Raw genomic sequence first — 16,079 nt, forward strand, 5'->3', positions numbered from 1 at the left:
TAATCAGGCAATATGGAAACCCGGATCGAAATACAGCAATATATTCCGGCTTTACAGCCTGAATGGGATTGTTTTATTGCAAATTCCAGAAATGGAACATTCCTTTTTTTTCGGAATTATATGGATTATCATTCAGACAGATTTATCGATAATTCTTTGTTATTCCGTTATAAAGGAAAGTTGATTGCCGTGTTGCCTGCTAATCGGGAAGGAGATGTATTGTGGTCTCATCAAGGATTGACGTACGGAGGTCTGGTGCTGTCTTCAAAATGTACGGCAGATAGGGTATTGAATATTTTTTCTCTGTTGTTCTCTTGGCTGTCGGAACAGGGTTTTTCTAAGCTCGTTTATAAATGCGTACCGGATATTTATCATCGTTATCCTTCTCAAGAGGATTTATATGCATTATTCAGGAATAATGCGAGGTTGGTTGCTCGCAATCTTTCCACGACAGTTTCTATTCCGTGCAGGATTCCTTTCAGCCAACTGCGTCGTCGCGGAATAAAAAGGGCTCTGTCTTGCGGGATTGTTGTACAGGAATCTTCTGATTTGGAAAACTTTTGGCGGGTGTTGTCTGAAAATTTGTCGGATCGTTATAATAGACTGCCGGTGCATACCGTAGAAGAAATGTCCCTTCTGAAAGGACGTTTTCCGAATAACATACGGTTATTTACAGCTTGCAAAGGGGAACGAGTTGTCGCCGGATGTGTGATTTTCGAGATGGATGAATGGGTTCATTCGCAATATATATCCGCATCTCCAGAAGGGAAAGAATTCGGAGCTCTTGACTTGTTGTTCCACTACCTGATTACTGATCGCTATTCAGATAGGAAAGTTTTTGATTTCGGACAATCTACAGAGAATAAAGGTTCTTTTCTTAATTCCGGATTGATCGCTCAAAAAGAAGGATTCGGAGGAAGAGGCATCGTATATGATACGTATGAATTGAGTTGGTAACCGAAGATTAACCTTGATTTAAACGAATGGAAAGAAAAAGTGATGTGATATTGGCGATCGAGAGAATGCCGCAATGGGTATTTTTATCGATTCTGTTTTTGTTCCAGCTCATATTTATTCCGCAAGGTCTCGATTTTGCTGATGAAGGTTTCTTTATGACATTTTATCAGCAAATTTTTAATGATCCTGAATCGGTTACATACGCATTTATGTATTGGTTTGCAGGCGTATTGGGAGGATCGCTTTATGCTTTGTTTCCTGAAGACGGTTTGCTATTGATGCGTTTTGCCGGAGTTTTGATAATTGTTTTAACAGCAGCGTTTGTCTGTCGTATTTTAAAACCTTACTTACCGCTTTGGACTATCCGTGTCGGGGTAGCTATGTCTGTTCTGTATATTTTCGATGATGTGCCGAGTCTTTATTATAATAATGTCAGCGCGTTATTGTATGTAGGGGGGATCGGTTTGTTGTTAAAAGGAATACGTGCTGAAAATAGTAAGGGCTGGATTATCGGGGCCGGGATGATATTTGCACTGAACGCATTTACCCGGATTCCGAATGTTCTTGGAGTCGTATTCGTTTTAATAATTCTTTATGAAGCTTGGATTTTCAGGAAAGGAATCAAATGGGCTGTCTGTACTGCAGCTTATTTTCTGACGGGATATTTCTCAGCACTACTTTTGGTTTTTTTGTGTATGTGGAGAGTCGGTCATTTGCACCCTTTCTTTACATGTCTCGATTGGATATTTCATATAGGTCAATCTTCTGAGGCATCTCATAATATTTATTCGATGTTCAGAACAACGGTCAGACAATATTTAGAAATAGGGTTTACCGGGTTGTTTTTTGCATTTTGGGGAATATGTTTCTTTTATTTGATAAGGAGATTCAGGAATAAGACTTTTATCAGAATAGTCGCTATTTTTGCATTTCTTGTTCTTGCTTCTTTTTTATATTTTTATGGAGCGTTATATTTGCTTTATTTCCTTTCGTTAGCTACAGTTTTGTTTTTATTGTGGAAAGAACCGTCGTCTATAAAAACTGTGGCTTTAGCTGCCGGAATGTTACTGGTTATTCAGCCTTTGGGGAGTGACGGAGCTGTTGATCTCGTGGGTAGATTTTCGATGTTTTTGACTTTGCCGTTGGTTGTAGCTTATTCGGAAAAGGAGGTTCGGGAACTCTCTGTTTCGAGAGGAATTTCGAATCGTATACTGAGAAAAACGGGATCGATTTTGTTGATATTGTTTGTCTGTTTATCGGTTCAGAGACATGTAAGTTATACCTATTTCGATCAAGGATCGCGTTTTAAGAAAATCTATTCGGTCGATCATCTTTTTTTAAGAGGAATTTATACTTCTCAAAAAAGGGCTTCTGTATCTCAGGAAGTGCTTTCCGCATTGGACAGATATGTTTCGGAAGGGGATTATACATTGATTTATGATAATTCTCCGATGTTGCATTATTTAACACAGACAAAGCCCTATGCATATAATCCTTGGCTCTATTTATATGATAAAGATCTGCTACAAGAGGCTTTATCCCGTGCCGGTAGAGAGCGTCAGGCTCTTCCGGTAGTCGTACTTCAGAAATTCAAAGGACTATGGATCGATTGGCCGGATGGTTATTCGGATGATTATATGGCAAATGATGCGAATAAAGGAAAGAATCTGTTGATAAATCGTTTCTTGCACAAGAATAAGTACCTTAAAATTTGGACTAACGGCTATTATGAAATCTGGCTTCCGAAATATGAAAAATAAAGTATAATAATGTCAGAAAAAGGCTCTGTCTCAACATATCGACGTATTGTAAAATCTACCGGGTTATTCGGTGGAGTGCAGGTTATCGGCATTATTTGTTCCTTTGTAAAGGTAAAGTTTATTGCAATATGGCTTGGGGCGGAAGGAGTCGGTATCATAAATTTATACAATGCGGCGCTTGAGATGATTGCTGCCGTTACCGGATTGGGCTTGCGTCAAAGTACGGTACGGGATGTATCGAAAGCCGTATCGCAGAAAAACGAGCATCGGCTGTCAGAAGTGGTAACTGTCGTTCGGCGTTGGTCGTGGTTTGTGGGTTTGGCCGGGGCAGTGATCGTTTTGTCGTTTGCGCCCTTATTGAGCCGCTTGACATTCGACAACGATCAGCATATTTGGGGGTTCGTTTGGCTTTCATGCGCTTTGCTTTTCAATGCCCTGTCTTCGGGAGAGCAGGCTGTCTTGCAGGGATTGGGACGGATAAAGGTTCTTGCCAAGAGTAGTGTTTGGGGAGCTGTTACCGCATTATTGCTATCACTGCCGATGTATTATTTTTGGCGCATAGAGGGTATTGTGCCTTCTTTGATTCTTGTTGCTTTGACAAGTTTGATTTTTACTTGGATTTATAGTCGGAGAGTCCCGGTACGAGCAGCCAAATTATCGGCTGGAGAAACGTGGAATATAGGAAAACCTATGGCTATGCTCGGCATCTATATGACGATAAGCGGCTTTATAACGACGTTATTGAATTATCTTTTTATAGCTTGGCTTAACTCCCATTCCGGTATGGCGGATGTCGGGTACTATACTTCAGGATATACTTTGATAACTCGTTATGTAGGGTTGGTCTTTACGGCTATGGGAACAGAATATTATCCTCGTCTGGCTGCAATAGCCGATGACCGGAAACTGGTCGGAGAACAGGTTTCGAGGCAGGCAGAAGCCTCATTGATTATTTTGCTGCCTGTCGTCTGCTTGTTTCTTGTTTGCCAGTCTTGGATTATCAGGATTCTTTATACAACAGATTTTTTGCGGATAGGGGATTATATATCTTGGGCGATTATAGGAGTTTTGTTTAAAGCGGTTTCCTGGACTATGGGGTTTGTGGTGTTAGCAAAAGGTGCTGGAAAATTATTTATGATTACGGAATTTTTTTCTGATACGGTATCTTTTGTTCTGAATATAACGGCATATATGGTTTGGGGACTTGAGGGAATAGGCATCGCTTATTTGATGAATTTCTTTCTTTACGGAACAGGTATGTGGCTCTTGTGCCGGCGATATTATAGATTGAGATTCGAGCATTCGTTTTATCGAGTGTTGATAACGGTACTTTCGATTTGTCTGCCTGCATTTGCGTTCTGCCGGTTCGGTCAAACCGGCTGGTATATGTTGGCAGCGTGGTTGTTTACAGGTATATCTGTGATTTATTCAATAACGATGCTGAAAAAAAGGCTCGGTTGGAAAATGTTGAATAAATCGGACGAAAATGATGATAAATAGATTGATATTATGGTGAAGTTATCGATAATTATACCGGTATATAATGGTGAGGAGTATATAGATCGTTGCTTGCAAAGTTGTTTGCGACAAGATATACCTGCCGATAGCTATGAAATTGTCGTTGTAGATGACGGTTCGACCGATAGTAGTAATGTCATCTTATCACGTTATGCGATGGAGCATGCCAACGTTGTCGTATTGACTCAGAGTAATAAAAAACAGGGGGCGGCCCGTAATTACGGATTGAGCAAGGCTCAGGGTGAATATATTTGGTTTGTGGATAGTGACGATTGGATAGAAGCCAATTGTTTGGGACGTCTGCTGGCATTGTGCGATGATAATGGTATCGAAGTATTGGCGATAGATCGTATAAATACCGATGGAAAGAGTTTTCAGGAAAAATTAAGAAATACACCTGCCGATAAAATTTTTTCCGGACTCGATTTCTTCAAAGTATTGAATAATAATTTGGCCATTTGCCTCTATCTGTGGCGACGTGAATTATTGTTACGGCATAAGCTGCGTTTTGTAGAAGGGGTTGTTCATGAGGATACTGAATTTATTCCTTGTGCGCTCTTTTATGCTAAATCGGTTTTATATAGTCGCCAGCCTGTTTATTATGTATATTGCCGTCCGGGCTCGACGACTCGAAAAGCGTCTTTACAACGTTGCCTTGATTTGATAACGGTAGCTGAACGTCTGATCATTTTCTGTAAAGAGCATAATGAGGTTGCATCATATATAAATCGTATGGTAGGAGACTGTATATGTACGGCAGTGCGGTTGAGTGATAGCCTGTCTGTGAGAGAACGAAAGGTATTTTATGCACGTATATCGGCTTATAAAGTATCATTTTGTAATGTATTGTATCATCGCGGAGGATGTAAGAATAGGATAGAAGGTTTTCTTTTTTATATAAATCCGAGGCTGTACAACCGGATTGACCGGTGGGTGGGTCGAGTAAAAAAACGATAAATAAAATTAGAAATTATGGTATTACATGTTCTGGTTTGTACCTTAGATGAAGGAATAACACGAGTGCCACATTTGTTAAAACCTGAGCGGGAAGATGTACGTTATGTCGTTTCTTTTCAATATAGTGACGAGAAATTTCTCTCGCTTATTCCTGATGCGTTGAGACGGGAAGATGTGCGGATAGTTACTTTACCGGGTAGGGGATTGTGCCGAAACCGTAATCATGTAATGACATTTGTCAATGACGGAATAGCGCTTATTGCCGATGATGACCTTTTTTATTTTGAAGATACGTTCGATACGATTTTAGATACTTTTCGCACTCATGAAGAGATAGACCTTGCATTTTTTAAAACAAAGACTCCTGATGGAGAACCGGAGTATAGAGAGTACCCTTCGATAGAGAGAGCTTATACTCGATGGAAAGGATATGCTCCTTGTTCCAGAGAGATAGCTTTTAGAGTAGAAGCCGTGAAGCAAAAAGGAATATGGTTTGACGAACGGTTCGGGTTGGGAAGTGCCCGGTTATCCGGAGGAGAAGAACTCATGTTTGTTGATGCCTGTTTGAAACAAGGGTTGCAAGCTCGTTTTTTCCCTAAATATATTGTTCTTCATCCATGTATGTCTAACGGCGATAGTAGTGCTTTTACTTTGCGTGCGGCAATGACGATGGGTGCGTTGTGCCACCATTTTAAGGGCTGGTTGGCTTTTCCGGCAATGGTGAAATTTACTTGGCAGGCTTTCAGAAAAGGAGAAAAACGACCGGTATCGCCTTTCAAATACTATATTTGGCTTGTTAAGGGTATTTTATATGAACGTGCGACGAGATAGATTATCGGGATTCCCAGAAATGAAGGTATTCTCCGGCTACTTTGATATGATCATGATGTTTTTCTACGAAATGACGACTGTTTAAAGATAGTTGTTCTAACGATTCCCGATGCATTATCAATGATTCGGCTTTTTGGTAAATATCCTGTTCGTCCGGTAAAACATTGATAATAGGTCTGTTTTCTTGTTCTCCCATAAGATCGTACATTTCCGGTTCTCCTCCTCCGATAACGACCAGTCCTTTCGCCATGGCAATCAATCCGTTCATCCCCGGAGTATATGAATATAATTGATCGAGCAGAATGTCCGATCCGTACATCATTTGCTTATATTCTTGATAAGGAACAGAGACGGCTTTGGCTATTTTTACTATATCAGGATAATCTCTTGCCAGTTTTTGCAGAACATTGAGCATTCGGTCTGTCCCTTTTAATTCATTGCGGTCTTTTTGTATTCCGATAAAAAATTGTACCTGTTCGGGGTATTTCGGAATGTTGCGTAGCGGGTGTTCTTGCAGATTTATCGGTAAGGGCAAGTATTTGGCTTTTTCTTTAAATTCGGAATAATAAGAAATATAATATTCATACAGGCAGCATGATATCCCGTTTGCTTCTTCTGCCATTTTTTTATTTATTTCGGCTTTTTCACCAGTCATCCATTCCTGAATGGTTTTTTCATTACCAGGAATATACGTGTTGAAACTGTCCCCTATGTAAAAGTCCGAGTATCTGAATGTCTTTTTATCGAGACAATGTTTTACCCAATAGTGATCTGTTCCGAAAGCTCCTAAAAAGATCTTTTTATTGTGCTTTTTGAGGAATCTGAATATTCTGTAACAAGTGCTTGCTTTGAAATCGAGAAAGCAGGGATGATTGATTTGTACGATATCATATCCTGTCAGGTCTTTTAAATGGTATATAAGCGATCCTGCATAGCGTAGAGTGTCGGGAAAACTATAACTTTTACGTTTTAGATTGATGTCGCGATTGTTGTTCATCCATACGCTGCCGTTAGATATGACAGTAACTTTATGTCCGAGAGATCGGAGACCCTCAGACAAAGTCCAATGCAGATTACTGGCTTCTCCTAATAGCAGTATTTTCATCAATATTCCGATTTATTGACAAAGATAGCTTTTTTATCCAGCTTATGGGAAAGTCATGAAAAAAATGTATCTTCGTTTCCAAATCCTGAGTTATGCTTGAGATCAGTATTATTATCCCCGTATATAATGCGGAATCCTATATAGAGAGATGTTTGCAAAGTATTATATCTTCTTCTGTCCCAGAAGGTAGTTATGAGATTATAGCGGTAGACGACAGTTCTTCGGATCGTAGTCTGGAATTGTTGCAGAAGATGGAAGGACAAATACCGCAGTTGCATGTTTACCACCGGCGAAAAGCCGGACCGGGAGGAGCACGGAATTTGGGGATGAATTATGCCAAAGGTCGCTATATCATGTTTGTCGATGCTGATGATTATATCAATACGGCATCTTTTTCTCATTTGCTGTCTTTACTGATTTCTCAATATGATCAAGATATTGTCGGGTTCGATTATTTAAAAGTCGATTCGGAAGGAAATGAAAAACCGTATAGCAATCAATTGTTGCCCTATTGCAGGGAGATGTCCGGTGCAGAATATATGAATATGCAGCAACCGTTGGGGATTCTTTGGGGATATTTTTTTAATCGAAGATTTGTGCTTAAAAATAACTTGAAATTTCAGGAAAAAATAGCACATTCGGATGAGGATTTTGTATCACGGGCATTTTGTGTTGCCGAGACGGTTACGTTTTTGCCGGTGTTGCTTTATTATTACTGTTATAATAGTGAGTCTGTAATCAATAAACAGGGAAAAGAATATGAAGAAAAACGCTTTTATGATAATATGAAGGTGATTGACGGATTATGTATATATCGTCAGGAATTGTCTGATTCTTTTGTCGGGAGCGGATTGGATAGAAAAATAGATTATCTGGTAATAAGCGTGATCAGATTGTTAGTCAGAAAACGTATGGATGATGAGTTTATCAAAATGTGCTTGAGTTTTTTTACAGAAATAAATCTTTATCCTTTGCCTTATCGCAGATATGACTGGAAATATTCTTTTTTCAGGGTTCTTACATATACTCCGAAACGAATTTTATGGTGGAAAAGGTATATTGACACACCGGTTATCGGAAAAATAGCGGAGAAAATCTTTTAACAGAGGAACATCTCCGAAAAAACTCTCAACCCTGATGTAAGCAAAATTTAGGCAGGCTCTAAAGAAAGCCTGTCCAATAATTTTATGTATAGATCGATTGCTTCTCTGATTTCGCTTTTCAAAATAAATTCGTTTGCCGTGTGTGATCGTGCCGAATCTCCCGGACCTATTTTTACGGAGGTAAAAGGCATTAAGGCCTGATCTGAAAGGGTCGGAGATCCGAAAGGCTGTAATCCTAACATTTTTGCCCGTATAATAATCGGATGATCCGGTTCTATTTTTGACGAATTGAGCCTGAAAGATCTGGCCTTCATTTCACAGTTGATGTTTTTCTGCAAAATGGAGAATGCCTCTTCATTTTTATAGAGTTCGTTTGTCCGGACATCGACTACAAAGTCGCAACGGTCGGGTATTACATTATGTTGAGTACCCGCTTGAACTTGTGTGACGCTGAGTTTTACAGCTCCTAATTGTTCTGAAACTTTCGGGAATTGAAAATCTCGGAAATTCTCGATTATTTTTAACGCTTTGTATATTGCGTTTTCTCCTTCATTCCGTGCTGCGTGTCCCGATTTGCCATATACCGAGCAATCGAGAACCATCAATCCTTTTTCTCCTGTGGCAGGCTGCATTCCTGTGGGTTCTCCTACCACAGCTAAAGAGATGGTCGGTAATTCCGGTAATACAGACTCTATTCCGTTTTTTCCCGAAACTTCTTCTTCTGCAGATGCAAGAAAGATAAGATTATAAGGTTGTTGATTTTCGGTGAGAAAAATGAACACATGCAATAGACTTACTAATGATGCTCCAGCATCGTTACTACCCAATCCGAAGATTCGATCATCCGTTTCCGTGGCGGTATAAGGTTCTTTTTCCCAACCGGATACCGGTTTTACCGTATCGATATGAGAATTGAGCAGGAGAGTAGGACGTTTTTTGTCAAAATGCGGTGAAACAGCCCAGACATTATTCCCTTTCCTGAAAATTTGATTTTTGTAGGGATAAATGTTTTTTAAATATTGTTCGAGAACATTGGCCGCATTGTTTTCTTCCCGGCTTATGGATGGAGTTTCTATAAGTTCTTTCAGAAGATCGATAGCCTGGTAATAAAGTTCGTCAGTACTCATTTAGACTTTTTGTTTGGGTAACTTGACAAAAGTAATGAATAATTCGGGTTTAAAGAAAAATGTTAAAACAAACTGCATTAAATCATTGTTTTTCTATGTAAAAGGGCTTATTCTCCCTTAAAACTTATTAAAATAGTAAACGTTTGGTTTTTATCATTACCTTTGCAACTGATTTTATTTATATATTATATGGCAATAAAACACTTTTCTCTGTTGGTGCGCAGTCAAGCGGAGAAGTATGGTGACCGGGAAGTATTCCGTCATAAAGATTTTGAGAATGACAAATGGATATCCACTTCTTGGACTCAATTTTCGGAACAGGTAGAGCTTATTGCGTTGGCTTTCCTTACAATGGGTGTCCGAGAACAGGAAAATATAGCGACTTATACGCAGAATAGACCGGAAGGTTTAATTATAGATTTTGCCGCATACGAAAACCGGGCAGTAGTTGTACCTCTTTATGCAACCAGTTCACAATCCCAAATCGAGTATATTATTAATGAAGCGGAAGTCCGCTTTTTGTTTGTCGGAGGACAATTTCAGTATGATAATGCTTATGCTGCCCGTAAAAACTGTACTTCGTTAGAAAAGCTCATTATTCTTGATCCTTCTGTAAAATTGGCTGAGGATGATACCATATCGATTCGTTTCGAAGATTTGTATAAGATCGGTAAGCAGGCAGATAACGTTCTTCATTATACTTTGGAACAGCGTATGCTGAGTGCTTCGGATGAGGATTTAGTAAGTATTATTTACACTTCCGGAACGACAGGAGAACCTAAAGGGGTGATGCTTACGAACTCTAACTTCAATGAGGCTATGCGTATTCATATTCAAAGGTTGAAAATGGTTTCTGAGAAAGATATTTCTTTATGTTTTTTGCCGTTGACTCATATCTTTGAACGTGCATGGACTTATTTTTGTCTGGTGAAGGGTATCCGAGTAGTTATAAATCAAAAACCTGATGAAATACAGTCGATTATAAAAGAGGTTCGTCCTACTATTATGTGTAGTGTCCCTCGTTTTTGGGAGAAAGTCTATACGGCTGTGCAGGAAAAAATTTCTACAAGTAAAGGCATTCAACGAATAATGATGATGAAGGCTGTGGAAACCGGTCGAAAGCGAAATATAGATTTTCTTCGTTTAGAGAAAAAAGTGCCTTTCTTTTTAGAGTGCCGATATCGTCTTTGGGATAAATTGGTTTTATCTAAAATAAGGAAGGCGATAGGTGTTGAAAACGGAAATATATTTCCGACTGCCGGAGCGCCTTTATCAGATACGATAAATGAATTTTTGCATTCTTGCGGCATAAATATCATATACGGATACGGACTTTCGGAAACAACCGCCACGGTAACTTGTTTTGAGATTTCGGGCTACGAATTCGGAACAGTAGGTACTACTCTGCCCGGTATTCAGGTGAAAATGGGTGAGGATAACGAAATTTTGGTAAAGGGCGGTACTGTCATGAAGGGGTATTATAAAAAACCGGAAGAGACGGCAAAAGTTTTTACGAAAGACGGATGGTTCAAAACCGGAGATGCCGGGAAATTGAATGCTGAAGGATCATTAGTATTGACCGAACGTATTAAAGATTTATTTAAGACATCGACCGGTAAATACATAGCTCCGCAAGCTATCGAAACAAAGTTGGGAGAAGATAAGTATATCGATCAAGTCGCTGTTATCGGGGATCAGCGTAAATATGTAACGGCGATTATTATTCCGGCTTATGAAGCATTAAAAGAATATGCGGCTCAAAAGCAGATACAATATCGAAATTTGGAGGAATTGGTTAAGAATCAAAGTATTCAGAAATTGATACAAGAGCGTATCTCGGAATTGCAGGCTAATTTTGCACGATTCGAACAGATCAAACGTTTTACGTTGCTGCCTCGTGCATTCAGTATGGAAACCGGTGAGCTGACGAATACCTTGAAAATCAGGAGACCGGTTATCAATCAGCTCTATCGTGCCGAGATAGAAGCTATGTATATGTAATAGTTGCTTATTGAAGCAGTAATTTGTAAACGCCGTGTTGCGTGAAGTCGATTGTATTATGAAACTTGCGCAGTACGGCGTACTTTAATTTGGTTAATATATTTGAGTTAAGAAATGATTACGACAGAACAACTAAAAGAGACGGAAGAACGCAAGTTGGCGTTGAGGAGGTATCTTTGACATCGATGCGAAATTGATTCAGGTCGAAGAGGAAGAACTGAGAACTCATGTACCGGATTTTTGGGATGACCGAAAAAAAGCCGAAGTCCAGATGAAAAAAGTGAAAGATCTTAAATTCTGGATAGAAAGTTATGATGAGGTTGCAAAATCAGTGGACGAATTGAAAATTGCTTTTGATTTTGTAAAGGAAGAGGTGATTACAGAATCAGAGTTGGATGAGATTTATGCAAGGACGATCACTTTAATTGAGAATCTTGAATTGCGGAATATGCTTCGTAGAGAAGAAGATAAATTGGGGGCTGTTCTGAAAATCAATTCAGGTGCAGGAGGAACGGAAAGTCAGGATTGGGCTTCTATGTTGATGCGTATGTATTTGCGCTGGTGTGAGTCTCATGGCTATAAAGCCTCGATTTCGAATCTGCTCGAGGGAGATGAAGCCGGAATTAAGAGTGTTACGATACAGATCGAAGGAGATTATGTATATGGATATTTAAAGAGTGAGAACGGAGTGCATCGTTTAGTGCGTGTTTCACCCTTTAATGCTCAAGGTAAACGTATGACATCGTTTGCCTCGGCTTTTGTAACACCTTTGGTCGATGATACTATCGAAGTAGAGATCAGTCAGGCTTGCATCTCGTGGGATACATTCCGTTCGGGAGGTGCTGGAGGACAAAATGTAAATAAAGTTGAATCCGGTGTGCGTTTACGGTATCAATATAAAGATCCTTATACCGGAGAAGAAGAGGAGATCTTGATCGAAAATACCGAGACTCGAGACCAACCGAAAAATAAGGAAAATGCTTTGCGCCAACTGCGGTCTATCTTATATGATAAAGAACTGAAGCACCGTATGGCGGAACAGGAAAAGATCGAGGCCGGAAAGAAAAAGATCGAATGGGGATCGCAAATACGCAGTTATGTGTTTGATGACAGACGGGTTAAAGATCACAGAACCAATTATCAAACTTCCGATGTACAAGGGGTAATGGATGGGAATATCGATGCTTTTATAAAAGCTTATTTAATGGAATTCGGTGGAGAAAATGTTTAGAAAATGGAAAAATTGACATTGATAAAAGTCGGGGGTAAAATTGTAGAAGAACCCGATACTTTACAGAGTCTGTTAAAAACTTTTGCTCAAATTCCCGGACATAAAGTTTTGGTACATGGAGGAGGACGTTCAGCGACTAAAGTTGCTGCTCAGTTGGGGCTTGAAAGCGTAATGGTAAATGGCCGACGAGTTACGGATGCGGAGACGTTAAAAGTCGTAACGATGGTTTACGGAGGCTTGGTGAGTAAGAATATTGTTGCGGGATTGCAGTCTTTGTCTGTAAATGCACTGGGAATGACCGGTGCGGATATGGATATTATCAGATCTGAAAAGCGCCCTGTAAAAGAAGTGGATTACGGTTTTGTCGGGGATGTAAAGAAAGTACGTGGCGATATGCTGGCTACGTTGATTCGTACGGGAGTCGTGCCGGTTTTAGCTCCGCTTACGCATGACGGAAAGGGTCAATTATTGAATACGAATGCCGATACTATTGCCGGAGAAGCCGCAAAGGCTCTTGCTGCGTATTTTGATGTGACTTTGGTTTTCTGTTTCGAGAAGAGAGGGGTTTTGAAAGATGAAAATGATGATGATAGCGTGATTCCGGTTATTAATAGAGTGCAGTTCGAACAATATGTGCAAGACGGGATTGTTCAGGGTGGAATGATTCCTAAACTCGAAAATGCTTTTCAGGCGATTGATGCCGGAGTTAAAGAGGTCGTTATTACTCAAGCTTCGGCAATATTATCCGATACGGGAACACGTATTGTAAAGTGATATTCGATAAAATCGGAATAGGTATGAAAAATGAATCCCTGATTTGGTAACCGTCCTAAATCAGGGATTTTTATGTAACAACAGTTTTTTAATCTTTACTTAAAGCTTTATCTATTTTATAGATTTGGTATAAGTAAGTATTTTTCAATTCTTCTGTCGGAGCTTTATTCGCAGCATTTCGAAGAGATGATTTAAAATCAAGCAACATTCCATACCATTCATGTGAGCGCTCCGGGAGGACATTAAAGCGGACGCTTTGCATTGCCGACATTCCTTCATTCTCTGTTGTGGAATTTATAAGTTCCGGATATTTTCGAATATAATCGTAATATTGCAATACGTTTTTCTTATTTGTATCTTTTAATGCCAAACTTAATATTGAAGAGAAAGAAGATGAAGTTTCGGAAACTTTTCCTGTCAAATTGGACCATCGGATCAGATTATCTACAAACATGCTTTGCAACGATATTTTGTTGTCACTCGGTATTTTTCCGGCATTAGATTCTTTCATTAAAAAATTCATTACATCACGAGCAGCTTCGAGTTGTGTATAAGGATCATCTGATTTGCTTTCGCTCAATGCCATTGCATTTAGTTGTACGAAAATAAAGTTCCCGAAATAGTTTTGTGCAAAATTGCTAATGTTACTTTCAAGGCCGCAATTTTTAATTAAATCGGAATTGTCTAACCAAGTTAAATCCTCGATTTGTTGCATGATCCATAGTAACGAATTTTTTTGAATCTCTTTCGGTACGGATTGATATGTAGGGTTCGGATCTCCTGCATATTTTTCATTTATATAAATTCCTCCTACATTTTGAAAAACATGTATCATATAATCATATACTTGATTGATTATATATCCGTAAATTACTTTTCGGAAAGAATAGTCATAATCCTGTTTGTCGATCCAATTATTCATGCCGGCAATTACTTCGGACAAATTTTTAAAGGCAAACCCCACAGATTCAACGGCATTGTTTCCTAAATCTCTTGACATAGATCGAGGATCGTAAAAAGCTCTTCTGTTTTGTCGTTTCCCGTACATGTAAACCGGATTTCCTGATTTCTCCGATACCAGTTTTTTCAGCATAGCAGATTCTTTTTCAGGAGTATCAGCATTAGAAAAAGATCCGTATAGCCATCGTATAGCCCAATAATCATATTCTCCGATCGACTCCTGACACCATGAGTCCCCTTTTTTATAATGATCGGCAGATAGCAGATAGTTGAATGTCAGATCGTCCATTACCGATGAGCTGAGGCCTTTTTCTTTTGTGAAACCGGCAGAACGCAGAGAGTCGGTAGAATATGCTGCCGATCCGGCCAAATTGTCGGTCAGACCCAGGCAGTGACCTATGTTACGCATCAGCATGGAGACAAATGCTTTTCCAAAATCTTCTTCGTTCAAAGTCAACGTACGAGCACTTTTGTCGTAAGCTGCGGTTTGTAATAGCCGATCTCTCTGAATTTGCATCGGGAGATTATGACAAATATAAATATTTGCACTGATAATTTCTCCGGTGCGAGGATCGGTCCATACATTATCATTGATTCCTTCGGATGGAGAAATGACATAACGAATACAAGAATATTTCAAATTCGTGTCGTTGAAAGTTGAATCATTTTGCGGATATATTTTTGTACGGATAGCATCTTTATATCCGATTTTCTCAAATGCTTTATTCCATTGCGCTACGCTGCGAGAGATATATTCCTGCCATTTTTCAGGGAAAGTATTATCTACGTAAAAAACTATAGGTTTTTGTGGTTCAGAGAGTTTTCCAGATAGGAAAGCATCTTTATCTTTAGGTTCTAATCGCCAGCGGTTGGCATAGTACCTGTTTCTTGAGCCTTGCTGGTCTCCTGAAAATTCAATATATTGGGAGTAAGCAGTCCCGACTCGGGCATCTGCTTCGCGAGATATGAATCCTTCATCCGGAAGTTTCAGGAAAGTTCGTTTTACTAAGGCTGTCAAAGGTTTGTCTTCTACCATTTTAAAAATTCCGAATAGAGAAAGAGAAACAGAATAACTTAAGCAACTTGTTACCGATGCATTATCCGGATAGGCTTCTACGCTTGCGATTTGAGATCTGTTGCGTTTAAATGTTCCGGTTCTTTTTACATATCCTTCCAGACTATTATAGGCTTTAGGGTCTAAGGGATCGAGAGACTTATCATCGTTGATGAAAAATGATGTTGCTTCAAATACTATAGCTGAACTGTCCGGGGAGTATGCTGCAATCGGGAAAGATGCAATGACCGCTCCAATCTGACTTTTAGCAATTGCGGACTGGCCTTTTTTCTCTTTATCGAAAATTTTAATTTTCTCATTGATTTTACAAATATTGATGAGGGAATCCGATTTTTCGAAAATGACTTGTATAGGAGGCATCGGCTGAGCTCCTACGGAGGATTCTAATGGATCGCTGATTTTTTCTACCGTCGATCCCATCAGCATTCGTTGTCCGAGCGTACCGACAGGAACCTCCATATAGACTTTTCCCTCTGCCAAATGCATGGTGAAGAGCCCCTTTGCCTGAATATGTTTTTTATCTTTGAACAGTTTCTCGTATTTTGAGATATCTTTTACCTCTTCTGTTTTTGCACTTTGTTTATTCTTCTTTTTACGAGCAGAGGCATCAGGCATTCCTGCGGCGGTGAAAAGATATATTAATATTATGATTAGTTTTATATTGTTCATTTTCAAACTCC

12 protein-coding genes are annotated in these 16,079 nt (G+C 39.4%); 9 read left to right on the forward strand and 3 right to left on the reverse strand.

All coding sequences use genetic code 11. The features are described 5' to 3' along the window. Window positions 1–12 precede the first annotated feature (12 nt). From AC0UMU_RS00475 to AC0UMU_RS00495, 5 genes are read left to right on the forward strand one after another with little or no spacing between them, the layout of a single operon-like run. Complete coding sequence (locus AC0UMU_RS00475) at window positions 13–957, forward strand: GNAT family N-acetyltransferase (protein ID WP_278714959.1); 945 nt, start codon at window positions 13–15, stop codon at window positions 955–957. A gap of 26 nt (window positions 958–983) precedes the next feature. Continuing rightward, window positions 984–2,717 carry a hypothetical protein gene (locus tag AC0UMU_RS00480; RefSeq protein ID WP_022390080.1) on the forward strand — a complete coding sequence of 578 codons (1,734 nt, stop codon included), beginning with the start codon at window positions 984–986 and terminating at the stop codon, window positions 2,715–2,717. Window positions 2,718–2,726: 9 nt separating this feature from the next. Continuing rightward, complete coding sequence (locus AC0UMU_RS00485) at window positions 2,727–4,217, forward strand: O-antigen translocase (RefSeq protein WP_009317947.1); 1,491 nt, start codon at window positions 2,727–2,729, stop codon at window positions 4,215–4,217. Between the two features lie 9 nt (window positions 4,218–4,226). Further along, complete coding sequence (locus AC0UMU_RS00490) at window positions 4,227–5,192, forward strand: glycosyltransferase family 2 protein (RefSeq protein WP_009317946.1); 966 nt, start codon at window positions 4,227–4,229, stop codon at window positions 5,190–5,192. 15 nt (window positions 5,193–5,207) lie between these two features. After that, entirely contained in the window at window positions 5,208–6,023 is an 816-nt protein-coding gene (locus AC0UMU_RS00495) for a glycosyltransferase (protein WP_009317944.1), read from the forward strand. A gap of 1 nt (window position 6,024) precedes the next feature. Here the strand turns inward: AC0UMU_RS00495 and AC0UMU_RS00500 are convergent, their stop codons facing one another. Then, a complete protein-coding gene (locus AC0UMU_RS00500) occupies window positions 6,025–7,128 on the reverse strand; it encodes a glycosyltransferase (RefSeq protein WP_009317942.1) in 1,104 nt (367 codons plus the stop codon). Between the two features lie 92 nt (window positions 7,129–7,220). Between AC0UMU_RS00500 and AC0UMU_RS00505 the strand changes: the two genes are divergently transcribed. Then, complete coding sequence (locus AC0UMU_RS00505) at window positions 7,221–8,231, forward strand: glycosyltransferase family 2 protein (protein WP_009317940.1); 1,011 nt, start codon at window positions 7,221–7,223, stop codon at window positions 8,229–8,231. Window positions 8,232–8,278: 47 nt separating this feature from the next. Here AC0UMU_RS00505 and AC0UMU_RS00510 read toward each other — a convergent pair whose 3' ends face one another. Next, complete coding sequence (locus AC0UMU_RS00510) at window positions 8,279–9,358, reverse strand: M20 family metallo-hydrolase (protein ID WP_009317938.1); 1,080 nt, start codon at window positions 9,356–9,358, stop codon at window positions 8,279–8,281. A 189-nt stretch (window positions 9,359–9,547) separates the two neighbouring features. On the opposite strand from AC0UMU_RS00510, the gene AC0UMU_RS00515 reads away from it, so the two are divergent. The 3 genes from AC0UMU_RS00515 to argB all read left to right on the forward strand — a co-directional run bounded on the left by AC0UMU_RS00515 (window position 9,548) and on the right by argB (window position 13,364). Beyond that, complete coding sequence (locus AC0UMU_RS00515) at window positions 9,548–11,359, forward strand: AMP-dependent synthetase/ligase (protein ID WP_009317937.1); 1,812 nt, start codon at window positions 9,548–9,550, stop codon at window positions 11,357–11,359. Between the two features lie 114 nt (window positions 11,360–11,473). After that, window positions 11,474–12,590 (forward strand): peptide chain release factor 2 gene (gene prfB / locus AC0UMU_RS00520; protein ID WP_122303684.1). Its coding sequence is split into 2 segments (ribosomal slippage): window positions 11,474–11,536 and window positions 11,538–12,590, totalling 1,116 coding nucleotides; the frame shifts between segments, so codons are not numbered across the junction. A gap of 3 nt (window positions 12,591–12,593) precedes the next feature. Then, window positions 12,594–13,364 (forward strand): acetylglutamate kinase, encoded by a 771-nt coding sequence (argB, locus tag AC0UMU_RS00525; protein ID WP_022601811.1) that lies wholly within the window; start codon window positions 12,594–12,596, stop codon window positions 13,362–13,364. Between the two features lie 88 nt (window positions 13,365–13,452). On the opposite strand, the gene AC0UMU_RS00530 is transcribed toward argB, so the two are convergent. Further along, the gene (locus AC0UMU_RS00530; protein ID WP_288639881.1) at window positions 13,453–16,068 is read right to left on the reverse strand and encodes a zinc-dependent metalloprotease; all 2,616 of its coding nucleotides are present in this window, start codon (window positions 16,066–16,068) and stop codon (window positions 13,453–13,455) included. Window positions 16,069–16,079 lie beyond the last annotated feature (11 nt).

Source organism: Coprobacter fastidiosus (assembly GCF_982245605.1).